The sequence below is a fragment of the Amycolatopsis lexingtonensis genome, assembly GCF_014873755.1.
Lineage (GTDB): Bacteria > Actinomycetota > Actinomycetes > Mycobacteriales > Pseudonocardiaceae > Amycolatopsis > Amycolatopsis lexingtonensis.
The window spans coordinates 6636975-6660166 of sequence record NZ_JADBEG010000001.1; the positions used below are offsets into that span (position 1 = coordinate 6636975).

Here is a 23192-nt window from a genome sequence, read left to right on the forward strand (position 1 = left end):
CGGCCCGCGAGGGCCGTCACCTCACGGCGCGGGCGGCTTCTTCTGGTCCTGCGCCGGCTTTTCGTCCTCGCCGATCACCGGCGGGGCGACCAGACCGGGCTCCCCCAGCAGTTCCGACGTCTTCGTCACCGGCCGCGTCTTGGGCTGGCGGCGGCCACCGCCACCGCCGCCGAACGCGCCGAAGCCCATCATCGGCATCATCGGGACGCCGCCTGCCGTCGACTGGTTCGCCGCGTGGTCCGGGGCGGGCGCGGGCTGCGGGGCGTCGGCGGGCTGAGCGTTGTCGGGCGTGCCCGCGCCGGTGTGCTTCGGCTCCGCCGAGGACGGCGACGTGCCCTCTTCCGACGACCCGGCCGCGTTCCCGGCCGACGACGGCGTCGTCGTCGCTTCCTCGGCCGCGGCGTCGTTCAGCGCGCCGTCGTGCAGCTTGAACTTCTCCTGCGGGTACCGGTGCCGGATCTCGATGCTCCGCGAAGCCGCGTCGGGGTCGTCGACGCCTTCGCAGAGCCGGTCGAACGCCTCCAGGACGTCCCGCGCGGTCTCGTACAGCGCCTTCGCCGACTCCTGCGTCTCCTCGAGCTGGGCCCGCGCCCGCCGGGCGCCGCCGCTCGGGAGGAGCATCGTCTCCGACGTCAGGTCCGCCGCGTCCACCAGGACTTCGACGAGGTCGACGACGACGTGGCGGACCGACTCGACCAGCTCGTCGAGCGCGCCCGCCAGGACGTTGAGCGCTTCTTCGAGGTCACCGCCCGCCGCCCCGATTTCGCGGATGTAAGCCACGAACGAATCCGCGTCGCGGCCCTCCCAGCCCGCGTCGAGGCGGCCCAGCTGGTCGTCGAGCCGGGTGGACACCTCGGCCGCGACGGACGCCGCCGCGCGCAAACGGTCCGCTTCGGCGCCGAGGTCGGCCCAGCGGCCGATCAGCGGGCGGAAGTACGTCTCGACGGGGTCGATGACCCCCAGCTGCCGCGAGAGGTCCGTGAGGTAGCCCAGGTACGGCTCGGCCGCCGCGGTGATGTCCTCGCCCTGCGGGACCGCCACCGCCACCGGCTGCTGCTTCGCCATGGGGTGCGGGATGGACTCGGTCGAGCTTTCGGCGATCATCCCTCGAGCCTCCCGGCCCGCTTGATCAGCTCCGCGGCGTCGGCGTCCTGGCCGTCGTGGCGCACCGTGACCTGCCGCAGCGCTTCCGCCGCCGAGCGCAGAGCCTCCGCGCCGTCGGCCAGCTGGCGCCGCAGCGCCCCGGCCGCGCGCCCGTACGACTCACCGAGGCCGATCCCGGCCCCCAGCGCCCCGTAGGACTCCGCGGACACGCCCTCGCCCCCGACCTCGGCCGCCGCCGCGTCCAAGTCACCCGCGGCCGCCTCGGCCGTCTTGGCGTACTCGGCGACGACGACGCCGTCCATCCTCAAGCCGGCCACGGCGCACCTCCGCTCAGCTGTTGCGTCCGGGCTGTGACGCCCGGGGCGGACCGGCGGTTCCGGTCAGTTCCCCGCTTGGGCGGTCGGCGTCGCGAACGAGCCGGCGTTCGGGTCGATCGGCACGGAGTCGAACTGCTTGAGCACGTCCTGGGTGTTCAGCGACGCCCCGGTCGGCAGCAGCCCGATGACCGACTCCGGCGCGGGCTGCCGGTTGTTCAAGCCGATCGCGTCGGCCGTCGCCGCGTCCGGGACGCTGTAGCGGATGCCCCGGTCCGAGATCAGCTGGATGGTGCCCTTGCCGAAGCTGTCCTTGCCGGTCGCGGACTGGACCACCGCGGCGAAGCCCGGCTTGAGGTAGAAGCCGTTGATCGGCACGCGGTTCGGGCCCGGCGTGGTCACCGTCATCGGGGTGAACTTCTCGCCGCTGCCCTTCTGGCCCGGCAGCTGCGTGTCGACGTACACCGAGGTGTGCGCGTCCCGGTCGGTGCCGGACCCGACCAGCGACCAGCCCAGGCAGGCGACCGAGGAGTTCTTCGTCGCGTCGAGGATCGTCGGGACCGAGCGCGGGAAGTCGTCGACCGGGATGTAGTCCTTGTCGGTGGGCTGCAGCACGCGCACACCGGCCAGCTTGTCCAGGCCGAGGACCTGGATCCGGCCCGCGCTGCCGTTCTTCGCGACGCGGATGATGTCGGCCACCGCGTTGGAAACCTTCTGGATGCCGGACGTGGTGATCGCCCAGTAGTCCGGCTGCGCGCCGGTCGGCTGCGTGGAAAAGACGTCGCCGGCGGTCAGCCCGTCGAAGTCGGCCGGGGGCTGGCCGGGCTCGATCCGGGGCGGGGCCAGGCGCGCGACCTCCGGGATCGCGTTCAGCAGGCCCGGCGTGATCTTCCGCGGCGTCGGCGGCAGCTGCAGCGCCGTCCGGACGGCGTCGTTGGCGTTGTCGACGTCGATCTCCGCGCGCACGGTGTTGGCGTTCGGCCGGTTCCGCGAGCTCGGCAGCCGGTAGACGAGGTAGGTCTTGCCGTTGTCGGCCTTCGCCAGCAGCGCTTCGTTTTCACCCAGTTCGGTGCCGAGACCGGACGGCGCGATCCCGCCGAAGACGTAGGTCTTGGTCTTGCCGGTGTCGGGGTTCGGCAGCGACGGGTCGAGCTGGACCTGGTCGCACACCGACCAATTCGGGGAAATGCGCTGCGAATCCGACGGGATCAGCTGCGGGCCGTCCGGAATTCCGGTGAGTTTGTCGCGCGGAATGGACTCCAGCTGGGCGTCCGAAACGACCGTGGGATTCTTCACACTGGCCGGGCTCGCCGCGGCGGGCGCGGCCGGTGCCGCGGTCGCGCCGCCGCTGCCGGCGCTCGACTGCTTCTGCTGCGCCAGCAACAGGAGCCGCGCGGACGCGAGGTTGAACGTGGGGATCAGCTTCTTCGGGTTGCCCGCCACGACGTAGACCGTGCCGGACTGCTCGCCGATCACGATGTTCCCGGCCTCCGGCACCGAAGGCGCCGGGCTGAGCAGGCCCCAGACGACGAACACGATCATGCCGAGCGCGCCCAGCACGACCCCCACGATGGTGGCCCTCGTGTGGGTGCGCATCGGGTCGTGCAGCATCACGGCGTCCCGCCGGACCAGCGCCGACTGCATCCTCCGTAGGACGAACTGATACGCCTGAACCTGAGACTTAGTCGTGGGTGTTGATGGCATTCTCGACCTACAGCTCTCCCCGTCGCGGTACGGTTCCGCAGGATAGCCGTACGGGGACCGTCTGGTGTGGGGTTTCTACCAACTCAAGCTAGTGTCGGACACCCCGGGACCCGGCTTCCGGGTACGCAGCAAGCACGAGGGGAAGAGAAAGCGCGGATGTCCGTCACCAACCCTCCACGTCCGCCTGGCCCGCCCGGGCCCCCGCCGCCCGGTCGCCAGCCGGGCCCGCCGCCGCGTCCGGTGAGACCCGGTGGTCCCGGCGGCCCCGGAGGCATCCCCGGTGGACCAGGAGGCGTCCCTGGCGGACCCGGTGGACCCGGTGGTCCCGGTGTACCCGGCGGGCCCGGTGGTGGTCCGGGCGGTCCCGGCATGCCCCCGCGTGGCCCTGGTGGTCCCGGCCCCGGTCCTGGTGGCCCCGGCGGGCGTCCTGGTGGACCCGGCCCGGGTGGTCCCGGTAAGCCTGGTGGCCCGGGTGGTCCCGGCGGCGGTCCGGGTGGTCCTGGTGGTCCGGGTGGTCCCGGCGGCGGCGGTCCTGGCGGCCCGGGTGGCCCCGGCGGCGGCGGACCCGGCGGCCCAGGTGGTCCCGGCGGCCCGCAGGGACCCGAAGACGGCGGCAGCCCCGCTCCCCCGTCCGGCGCGACGCGGCTGGCCGCGCCGGCGCGGCGCCGCTCGTCCGGCGTCAACCTCGGCCCGCTGCCCGTGGCGAACCTCGTCGTGCTCGAGGTCGGCCTCGCCATCGGGCTGGTGCTGCTCGCGATCGACATGTCGCTCAAGTACGTCGGGATCGGCATCGTCGGCCTCGCCCTCATCGTCGCGCTGCTGCGCTGGCGCGGCCGCTGGTTCACCCAGTGGGTCGGGCTGACGCTGCGCTACTCGTTCCGGTCCCACGACCGGACCGCGACCCCGCTGCCGCCGAGCACCGTCGAGGAGCTCGCGGCCGAAGAGACCACCGTGACCGGCCCGGACGACGCCCGCGTGAACCTGCTCCGCATCGCGGTGCCGGACCTCGTCGTGGCCCACGGCGTCGACCACGAGCGCCAGCAGGTCGGCCTCGCCTGGAACGACGGCACGTGGACGGCGGTGCTGCTCGTCGAGCCGACGCCGGCGCTGATCACCCAGGCGGGTGGCGCGCCGAGCCTGCCGCTGTCGGCGCTCGCCCCGTGCCTCGAAGACCGCGGGGTCGTCCTCGACTCCATCCAGATGATCTGGCACTGCTACCCGGGCAGCGCGGCGCTGCCGTCGGACTCGCCGGCCCTCAGCTCCTACATGGAGGTGCTCGGGCCGCTGCCCGCGGCGGCGCGGCGGACGACGTGGGTCGCGATCCGGCTGGACCCGAAGCGCTGCCCGGCGGCGATCCGGGAGCGCGGCGGCGGCGTCGTCGGCGCCCACCGCGCGCTGATCGGCGCGCTTTCGCGAGTGCGCAACGCACTCGAGTCCCAGGGTGTGCCGACGCGGCCGCTCGACCCGGACGAGCTGCTGCGCGCCGGCATCTCGGCCGCCGAGCTCACCGCCGTCGCCGGTTCGCCGAACAAGGTCACGCTGCAGGAACGCTGGTCCGGGGTGACCGCGGCCGGCATCGGCCACGCGAGCTACGCGATCACCGGCTGGCCGAAGGGCAAGATCGCCGGCAGCCTCGACGCGCTCACGAGCGTCCGCGCGCTGTCGGCGACGCTCGCGATGTCGATTTCCCCGGCGTCCGACGAAGGCAAGATCGGGCTGCGCGGCGTGGTCCGGCTGAGCGCGCGCAACCCGCGTGAGCTCGACGCCGCCGACCAGCGGCTGCACGGGCTGTCCGAGCGGCTGGGGGTGGACCTGACCCCGCTGCGCGGGCTGCAGGTCTCCGCGTTCGCCGCGACGTTGCCGATCGGAGGTACGGCATGACTTCCCGCGTCCGCGACGCCGGGCAGAACACCGGGGTGTCGCCGGAGTTCACCGTGGACCCCGCGATGCTCGACGCGATCAGCCCCTCGGGCGACCGCGGCGGCATCGTGCTCGGCTCGGGCCTCAAGGGCGAGCCGCTGACGATCTCGGCGCTGCGCTCGACCCCGACGCGGATCGTGCTGGTGGGCGGGCTGTACCTGGCCCGCCAGGTGGCGATGCGCGCGATGGCGGTCGGCGCCTGGGTTGTGGTGGCGACGGGCCGCCCGACGGAGTGGCAGGTGCTCTCCCGCGCGGCCGGCAGCCGTGACGGCCGGCCGTCCCCGCTGGTGCAGATCCGCCGGCTGTCCCCGGTCGAGCTGCCGAGGCCGTCGGAGGACGCGCCGCTGCTGGTCGTCACCGACGGCGGCCCGACCCCGCAGGACCTGTTCCCGCCGCGGTCGCCCTGGCAGACGACGATCTACGTCCTCCCGTACCTGCACCCGCAGGCGGGCGCGACGGCCAACGCGGCGGACCTGGTGCTGATGCAGCGCCTCCCGGCGGGCCAGGCCGAGCTGGCGGCGCGGATCTGGCGCCTCCCGCCGCAGATGATGCGGCAGCTGACGACGTTGAAGGACGACCAAGTCGTGGCACTGGGCCGCAACCTCTGGCGCCCCCTGCGCCTGGTGACAACAGGCAAGGAGCAGCAGCTCCTGGGCCCGGTCCGCCGCGGCGACTGACCTGCCGAACTGCCGTGAAGGCCTCCTTACCGGTCATAAGTGCCGGTAAGGAGGCCTTCACGGCTTTTGGCTAGGGGGCGGTGCGGACGTTGCGGGTTTGGTCCGCGCGGGCGGCGAGTTCGGCGTCCGGCGGGTAGTCCACGCCCAGGAGGGTGAGGCCGTGGGCCGGGGCCACCGCGCTGTCGCGGATGCCGCTCTCCAGCACCTTCGACGGCCACGCGTCCGTGCGGCGGCCGTCGCCGACCAGCAGGAGGACGCCGACCAGGCTGCGGACCATCGAGTGGCAGAACGCGTCCGCCGAGACCCGGACCTCCAGCAGGTGCTCGTCCACCCGCGTCCACTCCAGGCGCTGCAGCTCGCGGATCGTCGTGCCCGTGTCGCGCTGCTTGCAATAGGCCGCGAAGTCGTGCAAGCCCAGCAGTTCCGCAGCCGCCGCGTTCATCGCGTCCGTCGACAGTGGACGGTTCCAGGCCAGGGTGTCGTGGCGGCGCAACGGATCCACGCCCCACGGCGCGTCCGAGACCCGGTAGCGGTAGTGACGGCGGATGGCCGAGAACCGCGCGTCGAAGCCCTCGGGCGCGATCCGGGCGCCCAGCACCCGGACGTCGCCCGGCAGGAGGCGGTTCCAGCGGCCCGTCATGCGGGTCAGATCGGGGATGCCCTCGGCGGACACGGGGATGCGGCCGGAGGGCTCGGAAAGGGGCACCACGTCGACGTGCACCACCTGCCCGGTCGCGTGCACCCCGGCGTCCGTGCGGCCCGCCACGACCACGGACTTCGGGACCGACGCCCCGGGCGGCTGACGCTGCAGCGCCTCCTCCAGGAGCCCCTGGACGGTCCGGCGGCCCGGCTGGCGGGCCCAGCCCGAGAAGTCCGTGCCGTCGTAGGAGACGTCCAGGCGCAGACGAACGAGCCCGCCCTCCCCAGCGGGAGTGGCGGGCTCGTCCGGTGTGCTTCCAGCCGTCAGGACGTCAGTCCTTCTTGGCGTCCGCGTCGTCCGAAGCCGGCGCTTCGGTCTCGGCGGCGGTGTCCTCGGCCTTGGCCTCGTCGGCGGCGGGAGCCTCCTCGGCCGGAGCCTCGGTGGTGGTCTCCTCCGCGGCCGGAGCGGCGGCCTTCTCGTCCTTGGCGAACTTCGTCTTGCGAGCGCGCTCGGCTTCCGAAGTCACCGTCTTCTCGGACACCAGCTCGATGACGGCCATGGCGGCGTTGTCGCCCTTGCGCGGCATCGTCTTGGTGATCCGGGTGTAGCCACCGGCACGCTCCGCGAAGTGCGGACCGATCTCGGCGAACAGCTTGTGCAGGACGTCCTTGTCACGGACGACCTTCTGCACCAGACGGCGGTTGTGCAGGTCGCCCCGCTTCGCCTTCGAGATCAGCTTCTCGGCCAGCGGGCGGACCCGCTTCGCCTTCGCCTCGGTCGTCGTGATCTTGCCGTGCTCGAACAGCTGCGTGGCCAAGTTGGCCAGGATCAGCCGCTCGTGCGCGGACGACCCGCCGAGCCGGGCTCCCTTGGTAGGGGTGGGCATTGGTTCTCCTAGTTCAGCTCACAGCGTCCGGGCGAAGGCCTCAGAGCTGCTCGGTCTCTGCGTAGTCCTGGCCATCGTCGTGGCCGTCCGAAATCCCGTCGGCGATGCCACCGACACCCTCCGACCAGCCTTCACCGTCGTAGCTGGCGGCCGCCGCGGTCGGGTCGAACCCGGGCGGGCTGTCCTTCAGCGCGAGGCCGAGGCCGACGAGCTTGAGCTTGACCTCGTCGATCGACTTGGCGCCGAAGTTGCGGATGTCGAGCAGGTCCGCCTCGCTGCGCGAGACGAGCTCGCCCACCGTGTGGATGCCTTCGCGCTTGAGGCAGTTGTACGACCGGACGGTGAGGTCCAGGTCCTCGATCGGCATCGCGTAGGCGGCGATGGTGTCCGCCTCCTGCGGCGACGGGCCGATCTCGATGCCCTCGGCGTCGACGTTCAGCTCGCGGGCGAGACCGAACAGCTCCACCAGCGTCTTGCCGGCCGACGCGACCGCGTCGCGCGGCGTGATCGACGGCTTGGTCTCGACGTCCAGGATCAGCTTGTCGAAGTCGGTGCGCTGCTCGACACGGGTGGCCTCGACCTTGTAGGTCACCTTGAGCACCGGCGAGTAGATCGAGTCGACCGGGATCCGGCCGATCTCCGCGCCCGCCTGCTTGTTCTGCAGGGCCGGAACGTAACCGCGGCCGCGCTCGACGACGAGCTCGATCTCGAGCTTGCCCTTGCCGTTCAGCGACGCGATGTGCAGATCCGGGTTGTGCACGGTGACACCCGCCGGCGGCACGATGTCGGCCGCCGTGACCTCACCCGGGCCCTGCTTGCGCAGGTACATGGTGACCGGCTCGTCCTCTTCCGAGGACACCACGAGCTCCTTGAGGTTCAGGATGATGTCGGTGACGTCTTCCTTCACCCCGGGAACGGTGGTGAACTCGTGCAGCACGCCGTCGATGCGGATGCTCGTCACGGCCGCGCCCGGGATGGACGACAGCAGCGTACGACGCAGCGAGTTGCCGAGCGTGTAGCCGAAGCCGGGCTCCAGCGGTTCGATGGTGAACCGGGAGCGGGTCTCGTTGACCGTCTCTTCGCCGAGAGCCGGCCGCTGGGAAATCAGCATTCCTTGTTTTCCTTTCCAGACGACGCCCGCCATATGACGTCGAAGGGATGGCGCGGCGGCGGCGCACCTGTTGCGCCGCCGCCCGGTCCGACCGGGGCCGGACTACTTCGAGTAGAGCTCGACGATCAGCTGTTCCTGAACCGGAACGTCGATCTGCGCACGCTCCGGCAGCTGGTGGACCAGCACGCGGAGGTTGGACTGGACGACCTGCAGCCACGCCGGGATGGGGCGCTCGCCGAAGGACTCCTTGGCCACCACGAAGGGCAGCATCGAGAACGACTTCGGCCGCACGTCGATGATGTCCCACTTGGTGACCTGGTACGACGGGACGTTGACCTTGACGCCGTTGACCAGGAAGTGGCCGTGGCTCACCAGCTGACGCGCCTGGCGGCGGGTGCGGGCGATGCCGGCGCGGTAGATCACGTTGTCCAGGCGGGACTCGAGGATCTGCAGCAGGTTCTCACCGGTCTTGCCCGGACGCCGGACGGCTTCCTTGTAGTACCGGACGAACTGACGCTCGAGAACGCCGTAGGTGTAGCGAGCCTTCTGCTTCTCCTGCGACTGCAGGAGGTACTCGGACTCCTTGATGCGCCCGCGGCCGTGCTGGCCCGGCGGGTAGGGGCGACGCTCGAAAGCCTGGTCGCCGCCGATGAGGTCAACCTTGAGGCGACGCGAAATACGCGTCGCGGGGCCGGTGTAACGAGCCATTTCTTCTTACTCCTCCCCGTTCCTCAGACCCGGCGCCGCTTGGGCGGGCGGCAGCCGTTGTGAGGCTGCGGGGTCACGTCCTGGATGGTGCCGACCTCGAGGCCGGCCGCCTGCAGCGAGCGGATCGCCGTCTCGCGGCCCGAACCCGGGCCCTTCACGAAGACGTCGACCTTCTTCATGCCGTGCTCGGCGGCCTTGCGGGCAGCGTTCTCGGCGGCCATCTGCGCGGCGAACGGGGTGGACTTACGCGAGCCCTTGAAGCCCACGTGACCACTCGACGCCCACGCGATCACGGCACCGGTCGGGTCCGTGATCGAGACGATGGTGTTGTTGAAGGTGCTCTTGATGTGCGCGTGACCGTGCGCGACATTCTTCTTTTCCTTGCGGCGGACCTTCTTGGCCCCGGCCGCAGTACGAGACTTCGGTGGCATGTTCTGAGGGTTCTCCTGTTAGCGCGCGTTCTCTTGGTGAGCGGCGACCGCTTCGGCCTGGCCGCGCCGGATGATCGAACCGGCGTCGGTGTACAGGTTGCGGAGCGCCATCGGGCGGGCGTAGAGCGCCTTGGGCGAGACACAAGCCGAGCCGCGGCGCTGAACGCCACCCATCTGCACGACCTTCTTGCCCTGGACGCTCACTTCTTGCCAGCCTTCTTCTTGCCGGCGACCGTCTTCTTCGGACCCTTGCGGGTACGGGCGTTGGTCTTCGTGCGCTGACCACGGACGGGAAGTCCGCGGCGCCAGCGAAGGCCCTCGTAGCACCCGATCTCGATCTTCCGACGGATGTCGGCGTTCACCTCGCGGCGAAGGTCACCCTCGACCTTGAAGTTCTCTTCGATGTACACACGCAGCTTCGCGAGGTCGTCATCGCTGAGGTCTTTGACGCGGGTGTCCGCGTTGAGCTCGGCAGCCTTGATGAGCTGCTTCGAGCGGGTACGGCCGATGCCGTAGATGTACGTAAGCGCGATCTCCAACCGCTTCTCGCGGGGGAGGTCTACGCCAGCGAGTCGTGCCATTGGCGCTGATGCTCCTTCATTGAATTCATCTTCAGGTCTGCTCCCCGTCCGGTTCCGGGACCGACTCGCCTGTCGTGCCCTCGGCTTGCGCCTCGGGTGTCCCAGCCCCGGCCTGAAGCCCGGGGGTGAACCGGTTCACTCACGTGAGCCGGCAGGTGCGGGGAGGTTGTGTAGCCGTCAATCCACTCTGGTCGAGTGCGAGTGATCAGCCCTGCCGCTGCTTGTGCCGCAGGTTCTCGCAGATCACCATGATCCGGCCGTGACGGCGGATCACCTTGCACTTGTCGCAGATCTTCTTGACGCTCGGCTGGACCTTCACGTCTTCTGCTCTCCTAGTAGCTGCTCTTCGTGATCACTTGTAGCGGTAGACGATGCGACCACGAGAGAGGTCGTAGGGCGAGAGCTCCACGACAACCCTGTCCTCGGGCAGGATGCGGATGTAGTGCTGCCGCATCTTGCCGCTGATGTGTGCCAGGACCTTGTGACCGTTCTCCAACTCGACGCGGAACATCGCGTTGGGGAGCGGCTCGACTACGCGGCCTTCGACCTCGATGGCCCCGTCTTTCTTCGCCATGTCCTCCGCATTTCCTTGTCATCGACCGTCTGTCGCCACACCGTGATCAACTCGAGCACTAGTGCTGGGTTGGGTGTTGCGTGGCACACTGGTGCCCGAGTCCCAAGATCGTGAATTCACGAGCGCGCAGGATCCGGGCGCGATAAGTGCGCCGACTTGACAGTGTACGCATGCCGTGTCGCGACCCCCAAACCGGGGGTGACCATGCTAAAGGACCGTGCAGGTGGACGTGATCGCGATCACCTCGTGTGGGTGAACGTGCAGGTCAGGCGTCTTCCGGGGCGGTGAGCACCCAGGGACCCTCTTCGGTGATCGCCACCGTGTGCTCCCAGTGGGCCGCACGCGAGCCGTCGGCCGTGACGACCGTCCAGCCGTCGTCCAGCTCGCGGGTCTCGCCACCGCCGCCGGTCAGCATCGGCTCGATCGCCAGCGCCATGCCGGGCTTGAGCCGCGGGCCCTTGCCGGGCTTGCCGACGTTCGGCAGGAACGGGTCCATGTGCATCTGGCGGCCGATGCCGTGGCCGCCGTACTCGAGGATCATCCCGTACTCGATGCCGTCGTCGCGGCCCGCGCGTTCGGCGGCCGACTGGACGGCGTAGGAGATGTCGGTCAGCCGGCCGCCGGCGCTGACCGCCTCGATGCCGGCCCACATCGCCGCTTCGGTCGCCGCGGAGAGCGCCAGGTCGGCGTCGGAGACGGCGCCGATGGCCAGCGTCACGGCGGAGTCGCCGTGCCAGCCGTCGAGGATCGCCCCGCAGTCGACGGAGATGATGTCGCCGTCGGCCAGCACCTGGGTCTTCGCCGGGATGCCGTGGACGATCTGCTCGTTCACCGACGCGCAGATCGATGCCGGGAAGCCGTGGTAGCCCTTGAACGACGGCACCGCGCCGGCGTCCCGGATCGTCTGCTCGGCCAGCTCGTCGAGCTCGGCGGTGCTGACGCCCGGTTTCGCCGCGGCGCGGACGGCCGCCAGGGTACGGGCGACGACGAGACCCGCCGCCCGCATCGCCTGCAGCTCGTCCGGGGTCTTGACCTCGATCATGCGCCCGCGGCGGAGCACTTGCAGAACACGCAACCCTCCGAGATTCACGTGCGGTCGCGCAGCGCTTCCAGGACCCGGCCGGAGATCTCCTCGACGCTGCCGACGCCGTCGACGGTCACGAGGATGTCGGCGTAGTACTCCAGCAGCGGCGCGGTGTCCGACACGTAGATCTGCTGACGGCGGCGGATGACCTCTTCGGTGTCGTCCGCGCGGCCGCGCGACATGAGCCGGCCGACGACGACGTCCTCCGGCACCTGCAGCTGGATCACCGCGTCGAGCGAGACGTCGGTGTCGCCCAGGATCTCCCCGAGGACCTCGGCCTGCTTGGTGTTGCGGGGGAAGCCGTCGAGCAGGAAGCCGACCTTGGCGTCCGGCTCCGCGAGCCGCTCGCGGACCATTTCGTTGGTCACCGAGTCGGGCACGAGCTCGCCCGAGTCCAGGTAGCGCTTCGCCTCCTGGCCGAGCGGGGTCTCCTGGCCGACGTGCGCGCGGAACAGGTCACCGGTCGAGATGTGCGGGATCCGCAGCTGCTCGGACAGGGCCACCGCCTGCGTGCCTTTACCCGCGCCGGGCGGACCGACGAGAACCAGCCGCGTCACTTCAAGAACCCTTCGTAGTTGCGCTGCATCAGCTGGCTTTCGATCTGCTTCACGGTGTCGAGCCCGACACCGACCATGATCAGCACAGCCGTGCCGCCGAACGGGAAGTTCTGGTTGTTCCCGCTACCGGTCAACGACAGGAAGAAGTTCGGGAGGATCGCGATGATGCCCAGGTACAGCGAGCCCGGCAGGGTGATCCGGCCGAGCACGAAGCTCAGGTACTCCGCGGTCGGGCGGCCGGGGCGGATGCCCGGGATGAACCCGCCGAACTTCTTCATCTCTTCCGCACGCTCGTCCACGTTGAACGTGATCGTGATGTAGAAGTACGTGAAGAAGATGATCAGCGCGAAGTACAGCGCGATGTGCACCCAGCTGGACTGGTTCACGATGTAGTTCTTGATGAAGACCTGCCAGCCGGAGTTGGCGTTCTGGTCGCCGACGAGGCGGCTGATCAGGTCCGGCAGGTACAGCAGGGACGACGCGAAGATGACCGGGATGACGCCGGCCTGGTTCACCTTGATCGGCAGGTAGGTCGACGTGCCGCCGTACATCCGGCGGCCGATCATGCGCTTGGCGTACTGCACCGGGATCCGGCGCTGGCCCTGCTCGACGAAGATGACGCTGGCGATGATGATCAGGCCGAAGATGCAGACGACCGCCAGACCGACGCCACCGGCGTTGCTGAGGATGTTGCCGCCCTCGGACGGGATGCGCGCCGCGATGTTCAGGAAGATCAGGACCGACATGCCGTTGCCGATGCCGCGCTCGGTGATCAGCTCGCCCAGCCACATCATGACGGCGGTACCCGCGGTCATCGTGATGACGATGAGGGACAGCGAGTAGATGCTGTTGTCCGGGATGATCGGCTGGTCGCAGTCGGGGAAGAGCTGCTTGCGGTCCGCGAGCGCGACCACGCCGGTGGCCTGCAGGATCGCCAGCGCGATCGTCAGGTACCGGGTGTACTGGGTCAGCTTGCCCTGGCCGGACTGGCCTTCCTTCTTCAGCTCCTCGAACCGCGGGATGACCACGGTGAGCAGCTGGATGATGATGCTCGCCGTGATGTACGGCATGATGCCGGTCGAGAAGAGCGACAGCTGCAGCAGCGCACCGCCGCTGAACAGGTTCAGCAGCTGGTAGACGCCTTCCTGGCCGCCCTGGGAGCTACAGGCCTGCACGGCTCCGTACGAGATCCCGGGTGCCGGAATGGTCGCACCGATTCGGTAGACCGCGACGATGGCTAGCGTGAACAGGATCTTCTTGCGTAGATCCGGCGTCGCGAGAGCCGAGCGGAAGGCGCTGAACACGCGGGGGACCTCCTCGGCGTCGTCGGCCGTCCTCAACCGACGATCGGCTTGGCCGGCACGGTGGCCGGCGGGAACACACAGCACTACTGGCACGCAAGCCAGGAACGCTTCGGGGCACACTCGTCCCGAAGCGTGTCGCCGACTCTAACAGCTTCACCGGGCGTGTCCGCAGTCCGTGTGCGTTTTCCGTACCAAGGTTGCTCCGGCGGGTTGATCCACATCGGCGTCTTGGCGGTATTCCTTGACAGAATGTGGATCAAGCGTTGGCTGACGCGAGCACGCCGGCCAGCCCGACGAGCACCACCCCGGTGCCGCGATCGACGGTGCGCCGGGCCCGCCGCGACAGCTTGGCCTGCCGCGCGGCGGCGCCGACCCCGACGTAGACCGAGCCCGCCAGGAACTCGGCCAGCAGGTACACCGCGCCCAAAAGCGCGATCTGCCCCGGAACCGGCCCGCGACCTGCGTCGATGAACTGCGGGACGAACGCGGTGAAGATCAGGATCGCCTTCGGGTTGGTGATCGCGACGCCGAACTCCTTTCGGGCGACGCGCCACGCGCCGGCGGGCCGGGTGTCCGGTTCGCGCGTTTCGGCCGTCGACCGGAACAGGCGCACGCCGAGGTAGAGCAGGTAGGCGACACCGGCCCACTTGATGATCGTGAGCGCGGCCTCGGAGGCGGCCAGCAACTGTCCCAAACCGGCCGCGACGGCCGTGATCAACAGGGTGAACGCGGCCAGCCTGCCGCCCAGTCCGGCGAGGGCGCGGCGAACACCGTGCGTCATGCCGTGGTGGAGACCCAGCAGGTTGTTCGCCCCTGGCGTAAGCGCGATGAGCAGGGACGCCCCGAAGAAGACCAGCAGCCACGACACGTTTTCACGGTAACGCCGTCGGTCAACCGGGTTCTTCGGGCGGGAGCACGGTGATCGCGACCCCGCTGGGCGGTGTCGGCGTATCGGCGTAGGCGACGGCCGGATCGGCCCAGTCGCGGTTCCGGACGGACAGGTGCGCCACGACCGCGGCGGCGACGGCCACGGCGGTGGCCAGTACCAGCAGCCACATGCCGGCCCCGGTGACGACTTCGAGGTCGACGGTCCCGACGAGCGCGCTCAGCTCGAACCGGTTCATCGCGACGGTGCTGACCACGCCGGCGGTGAAGAGGGCGGCGCCACCGATGACCCACCGCCCGCGCGCGGGCCGCGAGAAGGCCACGAAGGCGGCGGCGAACAGCAGGACGGCGGCGAGGACGAGCGGCACGCCCAGTGGCGCGCCCGCGCGGTCGGTGGCGTCCTGGCCGGGGATTTCGATGGTGGTGCCCCAGGCGGTCTGGGTGATGGCCAGCCGGGTTTCGAAGGACCGCTGGCGGAGGTTGAGGTGCTCCTGGACGCGGAAGAGCGGCAGGAGGGTCCCGGCTACGGCCAGGAGGGCTGAGAGGAGGGCGAGGGCGGGTGGGAGGAAGCGCAGAACCCCGGCGGCGGCCGGCTTCGGGGATTCGGTGGGGGCTTGCTGGGGTGGTTGTGGTGGGTGGGGCTGGGGCGGCAGGCCGGGCAGCTGTGCGACGGGGAACGGCGCAGGTAGCGAAGGCTGTGGCGGCTCGCCGGAGAAGCCGGCCGACGCAGGTGGTGAAGGCTGTGCGGCTGGAACACCCGGCGGTCGCGGTGCCTCCACCGGGAAGTCCAACGGCGCCGGTGCCGCGGGCTGCCCTGCCTCCGCCGAAGACTCCCGAGCCTCGGCCTGCGCCTCGACCCTCGGCGTCTCCCCCGCGGGTGCGCCCGCACCAGGCTCGAGGCCGCCAGGGCGGGGTGCCTCGACCGGGAAGCTCAGCGGCGACCCTGTGGGGTCAGGCGGGTCCTGCGGTGATCTGTCCACTCCCCGATCCTCCGTCCGGATCCGCCTCCCGGCAAGGAACCCGGACACGCCGAAGGCCCGCCCGGCGCGAGCCGGGCGGGCCTTCGAAACGTGGAACAGCTCAGTTGGTGGTGGCCGAACCGCCGGCCGCCTCGAGCTTCTCCTTGGCGGAGCCGGAGAAGGCGTCCGCCGTGATGTCCAGCTTGACGCCGTTCAGGTCGCCGTTGCCGAGGACCTTGACCAGCTTGCCCTTGCGGACCAGGCCGCCCTGCACGAGTTCCTCGGCGCCGATCTTGCCGCCGTCCGGGAAGACGCGGGCGATGTCGCCCACGTTCACCGGCTGGTACTCGGTGCGGAAGCGGTTCTTGAACCCACGCAGCTTCGGGAGCCGCATGTGGATGGGCATCTGCCCACCCTCGAACCCGGCGGGCACGTTCTTCCGGGCCTTGGTGCCCTTCGTACCGCGACCGGCCGTCTTGCCCTTCGAACCCTCACCACGACCGACGCGCATCTTGTCGCGCTTGGCACCCGGAGCCGGGCGCAGGTGGTGGATCTTGATGGCCGTCATGCCTTGACCTCCTCGACCTCCACCAGGTGGCGGACGGTGTGGATCAGGCCGCGCACCTGGGGGGTGTCTTCACGCACGACGCTCTGGCGGATCTTGCGCAGCCCGAGGGTGCGCAGCGACTCGCGGTGAGCGTGCTTCGTGCCGATCTTGCTCTTGACCTGCGTGACCTTGAGCTGAGCCATGTCAGACCCCCTGGCCGGCACGCTGGCGCAGCATCCGGGCCGGGGCGACGTCCTCGAGCGGCAGGCCACGGCGGGCCGCCACCTCTTCGGGACGCTGCAGGCCCTTGAGGGCCGCCACGGTCGCGTGCACGATGTTGATCGCGTTGTCGGAGCCGAGCGACTTCGACAGCACGTCGTGGACACCCGCGCACTCCAGCACCGCGCGCACCGGGCCACCGGCGATGACGCCGGTACCGGCGGACGCCGGACGGAGCAGCACGACACCGGCGGCCTCCTCACCCTGGATCGGGTGCGGGATGGTGCCGCCGACGCGCGGGACGCGGAAGAAGTTCTTCTTCGCTTCCTCGACGCCCTTGGCGATGGCCGCGGGAACTTCCTTGGCCTTGCCGTAGCCGACGCCGACCTGACCGTCGCCGTCGCCGACGACCACCAGGGCGGTGAAGCTGAAGCGACGACCACCCTTGACGACCTTGGCGACGCGGTTGATCGTCACGACCTTCTCGAGGTGCGGGGTCTTGTCCTGGGCCGCCCCGCCACGACCGCTGTCGCGCCGGTCACGGCGGTCGCGACGGTCACCGCGGTCGTTGCCGCCCTGCCCGCCGGGTCCACCCTGGCCGCCGCCGAATTGCCGTGTACGTCCCGGCATCAGGCTTTCCTTCCGTTAACAAGCTTCTGCATCGTCAGAACTCCAACCCCGCCTCGCGGGCGGCGTCGGCGAGCGCGGCGATGCGGCCGTGGTAGGCGTTGCCGCCACGGTCGAACACCACAGCCGAGATCCCGGCGCTCTTGGCACGCTCGGCGACGAGGGCCCCGACCTTGGCGGCCTTGGCCTTCTTGTCGCCCTCGAACGTCCGGAGGTCCGCCTCGAGGGTGGACGCCGACACCAGCGTGTGGCCGGCGAGGTCGTCGATGACCTGCACGGCGATGTGCCGCGAGGACCGCTTGACGACCAGGCGCGGACGCTGGTCCGTGCCCGAGACCTTCTTGCGGAGGCGGAAGTGCCGACGGGCCTTCGCGACGCGGCGGCGGGTCGAGATGTCCTTGCCGACCGGCTTGCGCTTCGTAGTCGTGTCGCTCATGATCACTTACCCGTCTTTCCGACCTTGCGGCGGATCTTCTCGCCCTCGTACCGCAGGCCCTTGCCCTTGTACGGGTCCGGGCGCCGCAGCCGGCGGATGACCGCCGAGATCTGGCCGACCTTCTGCTTGTCGATGCCGGAGACCGAGAACCGGGTCGGGGTCTCCACCTTGAAGGTGATGCCCTCCGGGGCTTCGATCTTCACCGGGTGCGAGTAGCCGAGGGCGAACTCGAGGTCCGAGCCCTTGGCCTGCACGCGGTAACCCACGCCGTGGATTTCCATCTTCTTCTCGTAGCCGGCGGTGACGCCGACGACGAGGTTGTTCACCAGCGTGCGGGTGAGTCCGTGCAGCGCCTTGGAGTTGCGCTCGTCGTCCGGGCGCTTGACCAGCAGCGTGCCGTCTTCGTCGCGTTCGACCGTGATCGGCTCGGCGACCGTGTGCTCCAGGGTGCCCTTGGGCCCCTTGACCTTGATGTGCTGACCGTCGATGGTCACCTCGACCCCGGAGGGGACGGCGACCGGCAGCTTTCCGATGCGTGACATGTCTGTGCCCCCTTCCTTACCAGACGTAGGCGAGGACTTCGCCGCCCACGCTGTTGCGCTTGGCCTGCCGGTCGGTCTGGAGGCCGCCGGACGTCGAGATGATCGCGATGCCCAGGCCGCCGAGAACGGACGGCAGTTCGGTCGATTTTGCGTAGACCCGCAGACCGGGCTTGGAGACGCGCCGCAGGCCGGCGATGCTCCGCTCACGGTTGGGGCCGTACTTGAGTTCGACGACGAGGTTCTTGTGCTTTTCGCCCGGCTCGTCGTGGTAGCCCGCGATGTAACCCTCGCGCTTGAGGATCTCGGCGATGTTCGCCTTGAGCTTCGAGTGCGGGAGCTTGACCTCGTCGTGGTACGCCGAGTTCGCGTTACGCAGACGCGTCAAGAAGTCTGCGATGGGGTCGGTCATCGTCATGGTGACCTGTCAACCTTTCTCGCCTGGTTCCCCGCCCGCCGGAGCGGGCGGGGCCTGTGGCGAATCTGGAGTTAAAAAGAAGCTCTTACCAGCTGGACTTGCGGACGCCGGGCAGCTCGCCCGCGTGCGCCATCTCGCGAAGGCAGATCCGGCAGAGCCCGAACTTGCGGAACACGGCGTGCGGGCGGCCGCACCGCTGGCAGCGGGTGTAGGCGCGCACGGCGAACTTCGGCTTCTTCGCGGCCTTGTGGACCAGTGCTTTCTTGGCCATCGGCTCAGTTCTCCTTGAACGGGAAGCCGAGCTTGCGCAGCAGCGCCCGGCCCTCGTCGTCGTTCGTGGCGGTCGTGACGACGGTGACGTCCATGCCGCGGGGGCGGTCGATGGAGTCGGGGTCGATCTCGTGGAACATCGACTGCTCGTTGAGACCGAAGGTGTAGTTGCCGTGGCCGTCGAACTGCTTCGGCGAAAGCCCGCGGAAGTCGCGGATACGCGGCAGCGCGATGGTCAGCAGCCGGTCGAGGAACTCCCACATCCGGTCGCCGCGCAGCGTGACGCGCGCGCCGATCGGCTGGCCCTCGCGCAGCTTGAACTGCGCGATGGACTTGCGGGCCTTCCGGACCTCGGGCTTCTGACCGGTGATCAGGGAGAGGTCCTTGACCGCGCCCTCGATCAGCTTGCTGTCACGGGCGGCGTCACCGACACCCATGTTCACGACGACCTTCACCACGCCCGGGATCTGGTGGACGTTGGCGAAGGAGAACTCCGCCTGCAGCTGGCCCTTGATTTCCTCGCGGTAGCGCACCTTGAGGCGCGGCGAGGTCTTCTCTGCGGTGGTCATCAGATGTCCTTACCGTTCCGGCGCGAGATCCGGACCTTCTTGCCGTCCTCGCCGATGCGGTAACCCACCCGGGACGGCTTGCCGTCCGAGTCGACGACCATCACGTTCGAGACGTGGATGGGCGCCTCCTGCGTGACGATGCCGCCGGACTGCGCGCCGCGCTGGGTCTGGCTGATCCGCGTGTGCTTCTTGATCCGGTTCACGCCCTCGACCAGCACGCGGTCGCGCTCGGGGTAGGCCTGGATGACCTTGCCCTTGGCGCCCTTGTCCTTGCCGGCGATGACGACGACCGTGTCGCCCTTCTTCACCTTCATCACAGCACCTCCGGCGCGAGCGAAATGATCTTCATGAACTTTCGGTCGCGCAGCTCGCGGCCCACCGGGCCGAAGATGCGGGTGCCGCGGGGCTCGTTGTCGTTCTTGATGAGCACGGCGGCGTTTTCGTCGAACCGGATGTAGGAACCGTCCGGACGACGACGCTCCTTGACCGTGCGGACGATGACGGCCTTGACGACGTCGCCCTTCTTCACCCCGGCAGCCGGGATGGCGTCCTTCACGGTGGCGACGATGATGTCGCCGATGCCGGCGTAGCGCCGCCCGGAACCACCGAGAACGCGGATGCAGAGGATTTCCTTCGCACCCGTGTTGTCGGCTACCCGAAGCCGCGACTCCTGCTGGATCACGTCAACTCCTGTATGTCGCGCCGGTTCTCGCCCGACGAGCGAGCCTTGCGGAACTAAGAACTCTTGAAAAGAGCCCTGCTTACTTGGCCTTCTCCACGATCTTCACCAGGCGCCACCGCTTCGTCGCCGACAGCGGGCGGGTCTCCATCAGAAGGACCCGGTCACCCTGGCCCGCCTCGTTGTTCTCGTCGTGCACCTTCACCTTGGAGGTGGAGCGGACGACCTTCGAGTAACGGGGGTGCTTCTTGCGGTCCTCGAGCTCGACCACGATCGTCTTGTTCATCTTGTCCGAGACGACGTAGCCCTCGCGGACCTTGCGGTCGTTCCGGGCCGGCGTCTCGGTGGTGGGCTCGCTCATGCGGCACCTTCACTCTCGGCGTCGGGGGCAACGGACAGGCCGAGTTCGCGCTCGCGCATGACCGTGTAGATCCGCGCGATGTCCGTGCGGACGGTGCGCAGACGGCGGTTGTTGTCGAGCTGCCCGGTCGCCATCTGGAAGCGGAGGTTGAAGAGCTCCTCCTTGTATTCCTTCAGACGCAGGACGAGCTCTTCCGCGGTGAGCTCACGCAGCTCCGATGCCAGAGCACCAGCGTTCGCCATCAGAACTCACCACCTTCACGGGTCACGATGCGGCACTTCATGGGCAGCTTGTGGATCGCGCGGCGGAGCGCCTCACGGGCGGTCTCCTCGTTCGGGAACGAGATCTCGAACATCACGCGGCCCGGCTTCACGTTGGCGATCCACCACTCGGGCGAACCCTTACCGGAACCCATGCGGGTTTCGGCCGGCTTCTTCGTCAGCGGGCGGTCCGGGTAGATGGTCGTCCACACCTTGCCGCCACGCTTGATGTGACGGGTCATGGCGATACGAGCGGACTCGATCTGCCGGTTCGTCACGTAGCTGTGCTCAAGCGCTTGGATGCCGTACTCGCCGAAGCTGACCTTCGTGCCACCCTTGGCGGCGCCGTGGCGCTTCGGGGAGTGCTGCTTCCGGTGCTTGACCCTGCGCGGGATGAGCACGTCTCAGCCCTCCGTCTTTTCTGCGGTCTCGGTGGCCGGGGCCGCCGGGGCCTCGGTCGTGGCGGCAGCGGCCGCCCGACCGGCTTCGGTCGAGGTGGCGGTGGTGCCCGACGCGCCGGAACGACGCGGGCGGGACGGCCGGTCGCTGCGCTCGCGACGCGGCGCGCGCTCGGCGGCGTCACGGGCTTCGCGGGCCTTCAGGCCACCGACGAGCTCACCCTTGTAGATCCACACCTTGACGCCGATGCGACCGAACGTCGTCTTGGCCTCGAAGAAGCCGTAGTCGATGTCGGCGCGCAGCGTGTGCAGCGGGACGCGGCCATCGCGGTAGTGCTCGGAGCGGGACATCTCGGCACCGCCGAGACGACCGCCGCACTGCACGCGGATGCCCTTGACCTGCGGCGAGCGCATGGAGGTCTGGATCGCCTTCCGCATCGCGCGGCGGAACGCCACGCGGTTGGAGAGCTGCTCCGCGACCGCCTGGGCGACCAGCTGGGCGTCGGCCTCGGGGTTCTTGACCTCGAGGATGTTCAGCTGGACCTGCTTCTTGGTCAGCTTCTCCAGCGCGCCGCGGATCCGGTCGGCCTCCGCGCCGCGGCGGCCGATGACGATGCCCGGCCGGGCGGTGTGGATGTCGACGCGGACGCGGTCACGGGTGCGCTCGATCTCGACCTTGGAGATGCCGGCGCGCTCCATGCCCGTCGCCAGCAGCTTGCGGATCTTGACGTCCTCGGCCACGTACTCGGCGTACTGCTTGTCGGCGTACCAGCGCGACTTCCAGTCCGTGGTGATACCCAGGCGGAAACCGTGCGGGTTGATCTTCTGGCCCACTACCGGCCACCTGCCTTCTTCTTGCTCTGAGCCTTCTGCGCGACGGCCGGACGCGACTCCACCTCGACGGTGATGTGGCTGGTCCGCTTGCGGATCCGGTACGCACGGCCCTGGGCCCGCGGGCGGATCCGCTTGAGGGTCGGGCCCTCGTCGGCGTACGCGTTCTTGACCCAGAGGGTGTCCGGGTCCAGCTGAAGGTTGTTCTCGGCGTTGGCCACGGCGCTGGCGAGCACCTTCGCGACCGGCTCGCTGGCCGCCTGCGGGGCGAACCGGAGCACGGCCAAGGCGTCGGCGGCGCTACGTCCCTTGATGAGCTCGATCACCCGGCGCACCTTGGTCGGCGAGTCCCGGACGAAGCGAGCCCGCGCGTAAGCCGTAGGCAGGGCCTCGACCGTCGCGTCGTTCTGGGCGTTCATCGCTACTTCCCTTGTCTGGTTTCGTGCCCGCTCAGCGGCGGCGCGACTTGCGGTCGTCCTTGATGTGGCCCTTGAAGGTCCGCGTCGGGGCGAACTCGCCCAGCTTGTGACCCACCATGGCCTCGGTGACGAACACCGGGACGTGCTTGCGGCCGTCGTGCACGGCGATCGTGTGACCCAGGAAATCCGGGATGATCGTCGAGCGGCGCGACCAGGTCTTGATGACCGTCTTCTTACCCGATTCGTTCAGCGCGTCCACCTTCTTGAGCAGGTGGTCGTCCACGAACGGGCCCTTCTTGAGGCTACGTGGCATGTTGTTCTACCTCCCTGCTCAGCGCTTGTTCTTGCCGGTGCGACGGCGGCGGACGATGAGGGCGTCGGACGGCTTGCGCCGGCGCGTGCGGCCCTCGGGCTTACCGTTCGGGTTGACCGGGTGGCGACCACCGGAGGTCTTGCCCTCACCACCACCGTGCGGGTGGTCGACCGGGTTCATGACGACACCGCGGACCGTGGGGCGCTTGCCGCGCCAGCGGTTGCGGCCGGCCTTGCCCCAGTTGATGTTGGCGTGCTCGGAGTTGCCGACCTCGCCGACCGTGGCGCGGTTGCGCACGTCCACGTTGCGGATCTCACCCGAGGGGAGACGCAGCTGGGCGTACGGACCGTCCTTGGCGACGAGCTGCACCTTCGCGCCCGCGGACCGCGCCATCTTCGCGCCGCCACCGGGGCGGAGCTCGATCGCGTGGATCACGGTGCCGACCGGGATGTTGCGCAGCGGCAGGTTGTTGCCCGGCTTGATGTCGGCCCGGGGGCCGTTCTCGACGGTGTCGCCCTGCTTCAGCTTCTCCGGCGCGATGATGTAGCGCTTCTCGCCGTCGGCGTAGTGCAGCAGCGCGATGCGAGCCGACCGGTTGGGGTCGTACTCGATGTGCGCCACCTTGGCGGGGATGCCGTCCTTGTCGTTGCGACGGAAGTCGATGACGCGGTACGCACGCTTGTGGCCGCCACCCTTGTGCCGGGTGGTGATCTTGCCGGACGAGTTGCGACCGCCCGAACCGCTCAGCGGACGAAGCAGCGACTTCTCCGGGGTGGAGCGGGTGATCTCGGCGAAGTCCGAGACGCTCGAACCGCGACGACCCGGGGTCGTCGGCTTGTACTTGCGGATGCCCATTGTCAGCTCAGT

Annotated in this window: 36 protein-coding genes; 2 read left to right on the forward strand and 34 right to left on the reverse strand. The window is 69.4% G+C overall.

Annotation, left to right across the window (positions count from 1 at the left end; translation table 11 throughout):
- Nucleotides 1-21: 21 nt before the first annotated feature.
- The 3 genes from H4696_RS30105 to eccB all read right to left on the reverse strand — a co-directional run bounded on the left by H4696_RS30105 (nucleotide 22) and on the right by eccB (nucleotide 3122).
- Nucleotides 22-1104 carry a WXG100 family type VII secretion target gene (locus tag H4696_RS30105; RefSeq protein ID WP_169735059.1) on the reverse strand — a complete coding sequence of 361 codons (1083 nt, stop codon included), beginning with the start codon at nucleotides 1102-1104 and terminating at the stop codon, nucleotides 22-24.
- On the reverse strand, nucleotides 1101-1421 hold the full coding sequence (locus H4696_RS30110; protein ID WP_249027083.1) for a hypothetical protein: 321 nt from the start codon (nucleotides 1419-1421) through the stop codon (nucleotides 1101-1103). Before H4696_RS30110 ends, H4696_RS30105 begins: the two co-directional genes overlap by 4 nt.
- A gap of 63 nt (nucleotides 1422-1484) precedes the next feature.
- On the reverse strand, nucleotides 1485-3122 hold the full coding sequence (gene eccB / locus H4696_RS30115; protein ID WP_086862312.1) for a type VII secretion protein EccB: 1638 nt from the start codon (nucleotides 3120-3122) through the stop codon (nucleotides 1485-1487).
- Nucleotides 3123-3821: 699 nt separating this feature from the next.
- Between eccB and eccE the strand changes: the two genes are divergently transcribed.
- Together eccE and H4696_RS30125 are read left to right on the forward strand one after the other, a co-directional pair.
- On the forward strand, nucleotides 3822-5003 hold the full coding sequence (eccE, locus tag H4696_RS30120; RefSeq protein ID WP_169735060.1) for a type VII secretion protein EccE: 1182 nt from the start codon (nucleotides 3822-3824) through the stop codon (nucleotides 5001-5003).
- Entirely contained in the window at nucleotides 5000-5719 is a 720-nt protein-coding gene (locus tag H4696_RS30125) for a hypothetical protein (protein ID WP_086862313.1), read from the forward strand. Before eccE ends, H4696_RS30125 begins: the two co-directional genes overlap by 4 nt.
- A gap of 70 nt (nucleotides 5720-5789) precedes the next feature.
- On the opposite strand, the gene truA is transcribed toward H4696_RS30125, so the two are convergent.
- From truA to rplB, 31 genes are all read right to left on the reverse strand, one after another.
- On the reverse strand, nucleotides 5790-6617 hold the full coding sequence (gene truA / locus H4696_RS30130) for a tRNA pseudouridine(38-40) synthase TruA (protein WP_086862314.1): 828 nt from the start codon (nucleotides 6615-6617) through the stop codon (nucleotides 5790-5792).
- A 73-nt stretch (nucleotides 6618-6690) separates the two neighbouring features.
- Entirely contained in the window at nucleotides 6691-7245 is a 555-nt protein-coding gene (gene rplQ / locus H4696_RS30135) for a 50S ribosomal protein L17 (protein WP_086862315.1), read from the reverse strand.
- Between the two features lie 40 nt (nucleotides 7246-7285).
- Nucleotides 7286-8356, reverse strand: a complete 1071-nt coding sequence (locus H4696_RS30140) for a DNA-directed RNA polymerase subunit alpha (protein ID WP_004558887.1) — start codon at nucleotides 8354-8356, stop codon at nucleotides 7286-7288.
- A gap of 102 nt (nucleotides 8357-8458) precedes the next feature.
- The gene (rpsD, locus tag H4696_RS30145) at nucleotides 8459-9064 is read right to left on the reverse strand and encodes a 30S ribosomal protein S4 (protein WP_086862316.1); all 606 of its coding nucleotides are present in this window, start codon (nucleotides 9062-9064) and stop codon (nucleotides 8459-8461) included.
- Nucleotides 9065-9087: 23 nt separating this feature from the next.
- The gene (rpsK, locus tag H4696_RS30150) at nucleotides 9088-9495 is read right to left on the reverse strand and encodes a 30S ribosomal protein S11 (protein WP_004558885.1); all 408 of its coding nucleotides are present in this window, start codon (nucleotides 9493-9495) and stop codon (nucleotides 9088-9090) included.
- An 18-nt stretch (nucleotides 9496-9513) separates the two neighbouring features.
- Nucleotides 9514-9699, reverse strand: coding sequence for a hypothetical protein (locus tag H4696_RS30155; protein ID WP_013222623.1), 186 nt, complete (start codon nucleotides 9697-9699; stop codon nucleotides 9514-9516).
- Nucleotides 9696-10076, reverse strand: coding sequence for a 30S ribosomal protein S13 (rpsM, locus tag H4696_RS30160; RefSeq protein ID WP_034285908.1), 381 nt, complete (start codon nucleotides 10074-10076; stop codon nucleotides 9696-9698). The genes H4696_RS30155 and rpsM overlap by 4 nt, the downstream gene beginning before the upstream one ends.
- Nucleotides 10077-10281: 205 nt before the next feature.
- A complete protein-coding gene (gene rpmJ / locus H4696_RS30165; protein WP_004558882.1) occupies nucleotides 10282-10395 on the reverse strand; it encodes a 50S ribosomal protein L36 in 114 nt (37 codons plus the stop codon).
- Between the two features lie 33 nt (nucleotides 10396-10428).
- Nucleotides 10429-10650, reverse strand: coding sequence for a translation initiation factor IF-1 (gene infA, locus H4696_RS30170; RefSeq protein WP_004558881.1), 222 nt, complete (start codon nucleotides 10648-10650; stop codon nucleotides 10429-10431).
- A gap of 265 nt (nucleotides 10651-10915) precedes the next feature.
- Nucleotides 10916-11692: a type I methionyl aminopeptidase gene (gene map, locus H4696_RS30175; protein WP_086862321.1), complete on the reverse strand. Its 777-nt coding sequence runs from the start codon at nucleotides 11690-11692 to the stop codon at nucleotides 10916-10918.
- 44 nt (nucleotides 11693-11736) lie between these two features.
- Nucleotides 11737-12291 carry an adenylate kinase gene (locus H4696_RS30180; protein WP_086862317.1) on the reverse strand — a complete coding sequence of 185 codons (555 nt, stop codon included), beginning with the start codon at nucleotides 12289-12291 and terminating at the stop codon, nucleotides 11737-11739.
- Nucleotides 12288-13595 (reverse strand): preprotein translocase subunit SecY, encoded by a 1308-nt coding sequence (gene secY / locus H4696_RS30185; protein ID WP_086862318.1) that lies wholly within the window; start codon nucleotides 13593-13595, stop codon nucleotides 12288-12290. The genes H4696_RS30180 and secY overlap by 4 nt, the downstream gene beginning before the upstream one ends.
- A 256-nt stretch (nucleotides 13596-13851) precedes the next feature.
- On the reverse strand, nucleotides 13852-14463 hold the full coding sequence (locus tag H4696_RS30190) for a LysE family translocator (RefSeq protein WP_249027085.1): 612 nt from the start codon (nucleotides 14461-14463) through the stop codon (nucleotides 13852-13854).
- A 22-nt stretch (nucleotides 14464-14485) separates the two neighbouring features.
- Entirely contained in the window at nucleotides 14486-15259 is a 774-nt protein-coding gene (locus H4696_RS30195) for a hypothetical protein (protein ID WP_225955845.1), read from the reverse strand.
- Nucleotides 15260-15560: 301 nt separating this feature from the next.
- Nucleotides 15561-16007, reverse strand: a complete 447-nt coding sequence (gene rplO, locus H4696_RS30200) for a 50S ribosomal protein L15 (RefSeq protein WP_086857318.1) — start codon at nucleotides 16005-16007, stop codon at nucleotides 15561-15563.
- Nucleotides 16004-16189, reverse strand: coding sequence for a 50S ribosomal protein L30 (rpmD, locus tag H4696_RS30205; protein WP_033291195.1), 186 nt, complete (start codon nucleotides 16187-16189; stop codon nucleotides 16004-16006). The genes rplO and rpmD overlap by 4 nt, the downstream gene beginning before the upstream one ends.
- Nucleotide 16190: 1 nt before the next feature.
- Complete coding sequence (rpsE, locus tag H4696_RS30210) at nucleotides 16191-16835, reverse strand: 30S ribosomal protein S5 (protein ID WP_004558874.1); 645 nt, start codon at nucleotides 16833-16835, stop codon at nucleotides 16191-16193.
- Between the two features lie 34 nt (nucleotides 16836-16869).
- Nucleotides 16870-17268 (reverse strand): 50S ribosomal protein L18, encoded by a 399-nt coding sequence (rplR, locus tag H4696_RS30215; protein ID WP_169734862.1) that lies wholly within the window; start codon nucleotides 17266-17268, stop codon nucleotides 16870-16872.
- A 2-nt stretch (nucleotides 17269-17270) separates the two neighbouring features.
- Complete coding sequence (gene rplF, locus H4696_RS30220; protein ID WP_086857320.1) at nucleotides 17271-17810, reverse strand: 50S ribosomal protein L6; 540 nt, start codon at nucleotides 17808-17810, stop codon at nucleotides 17271-17273.
- A gap of 16 nt (nucleotides 17811-17826) precedes the next feature.
- Nucleotides 17827-18225 (reverse strand): 30S ribosomal protein S8, encoded by a 399-nt coding sequence (gene rpsH / locus H4696_RS30225; RefSeq protein WP_004558871.1) that lies wholly within the window; start codon nucleotides 18223-18225, stop codon nucleotides 17827-17829.
- Nucleotides 18226-18310: 85 nt separating this feature from the next.
- The gene (locus H4696_RS30230) at nucleotides 18311-18496 is read right to left on the reverse strand and encodes a type Z 30S ribosomal protein S14 (RefSeq protein ID WP_004558870.1); all 186 of its coding nucleotides are present in this window, start codon (nucleotides 18494-18496) and stop codon (nucleotides 18311-18313) included.
- Between the two features lie 4 nt (nucleotides 18497-18500).
- Entirely contained in the window at nucleotides 18501-19064 is a 564-nt protein-coding gene (rplE, locus tag H4696_RS30235; protein WP_086857321.1) for a 50S ribosomal protein L5, read from the reverse strand.
- Nucleotides 19064-19378 (reverse strand): 50S ribosomal protein L24, encoded by a 315-nt coding sequence (gene rplX / locus H4696_RS30240; protein WP_086857322.1) that lies wholly within the window; start codon nucleotides 19376-19378, stop codon nucleotides 19064-19066. The genes rplE and rplX overlap by 1 nt, the downstream gene beginning before the upstream one ends.
- The gene (gene rplN / locus H4696_RS30245) at nucleotides 19378-19746 is read right to left on the reverse strand and encodes a 50S ribosomal protein L14 (protein ID WP_004558867.1); all 369 of its coding nucleotides are present in this window, start codon (nucleotides 19744-19746) and stop codon (nucleotides 19378-19380) included. Before rplN ends, rplX begins: the two co-directional genes overlap by 1 nt.
- Before the next feature lie 79 nt (nucleotides 19747-19825).
- Entirely contained in the window at nucleotides 19826-20104 is a 279-nt protein-coding gene (gene rpsQ / locus H4696_RS30250; protein WP_086857323.1) for a 30S ribosomal protein S17, read from the reverse strand.
- Entirely contained in the window at nucleotides 20101-20346 is a 246-nt protein-coding gene (gene rpmC, locus H4696_RS30255; protein WP_086675500.1) for a 50S ribosomal protein L29, read from the reverse strand. The genes rpsQ and rpmC overlap by 4 nt, the downstream gene beginning before the upstream one ends.
- Nucleotides 20346-20765: a 50S ribosomal protein L16 gene (gene rplP, locus H4696_RS30260; protein ID WP_004558864.1), complete on the reverse strand. Its 420-nt coding sequence runs from the start codon at nucleotides 20763-20765 to the stop codon at nucleotides 20346-20348. The genes rpmC and rplP overlap by 1 nt, the downstream gene beginning before the upstream one ends.
- Nucleotides 20766-20768: 3 nt before the next feature.
- The gene (rpsC, locus tag H4696_RS30265; RefSeq protein ID WP_086857324.1) at nucleotides 20769-21596 is read right to left on the reverse strand and encodes a 30S ribosomal protein S3; all 828 of its coding nucleotides are present in this window, start codon (nucleotides 21594-21596) and stop codon (nucleotides 20769-20771) included.
- Nucleotides 21596-22012: a 50S ribosomal protein L22 gene (rplV, locus tag H4696_RS30270; protein ID WP_086857325.1), complete on the reverse strand. Its 417-nt coding sequence runs from the start codon at nucleotides 22010-22012 to the stop codon at nucleotides 21596-21598. Before rplV ends, rpsC begins: the two co-directional genes overlap by 1 nt.
- Nucleotides 22013-22043: 31 nt before the next feature.
- On the reverse strand, nucleotides 22044-22325 hold the full coding sequence (rpsS, locus tag H4696_RS30275; RefSeq protein ID WP_003102083.1) for a 30S ribosomal protein S19: 282 nt from the start codon (nucleotides 22323-22325) through the stop codon (nucleotides 22044-22046).
- Nucleotides 22326-22343: 18 nt separating this feature from the next.
- On the reverse strand, nucleotides 22344-23180 hold the full coding sequence (gene rplB / locus H4696_RS30280) for a 50S ribosomal protein L2 (protein ID WP_086675502.1): 837 nt from the start codon (nucleotides 23178-23180) through the stop codon (nucleotides 22344-22346).
- Between the last annotated feature and the right edge of the window lie 12 nt (nucleotides 23181-23192).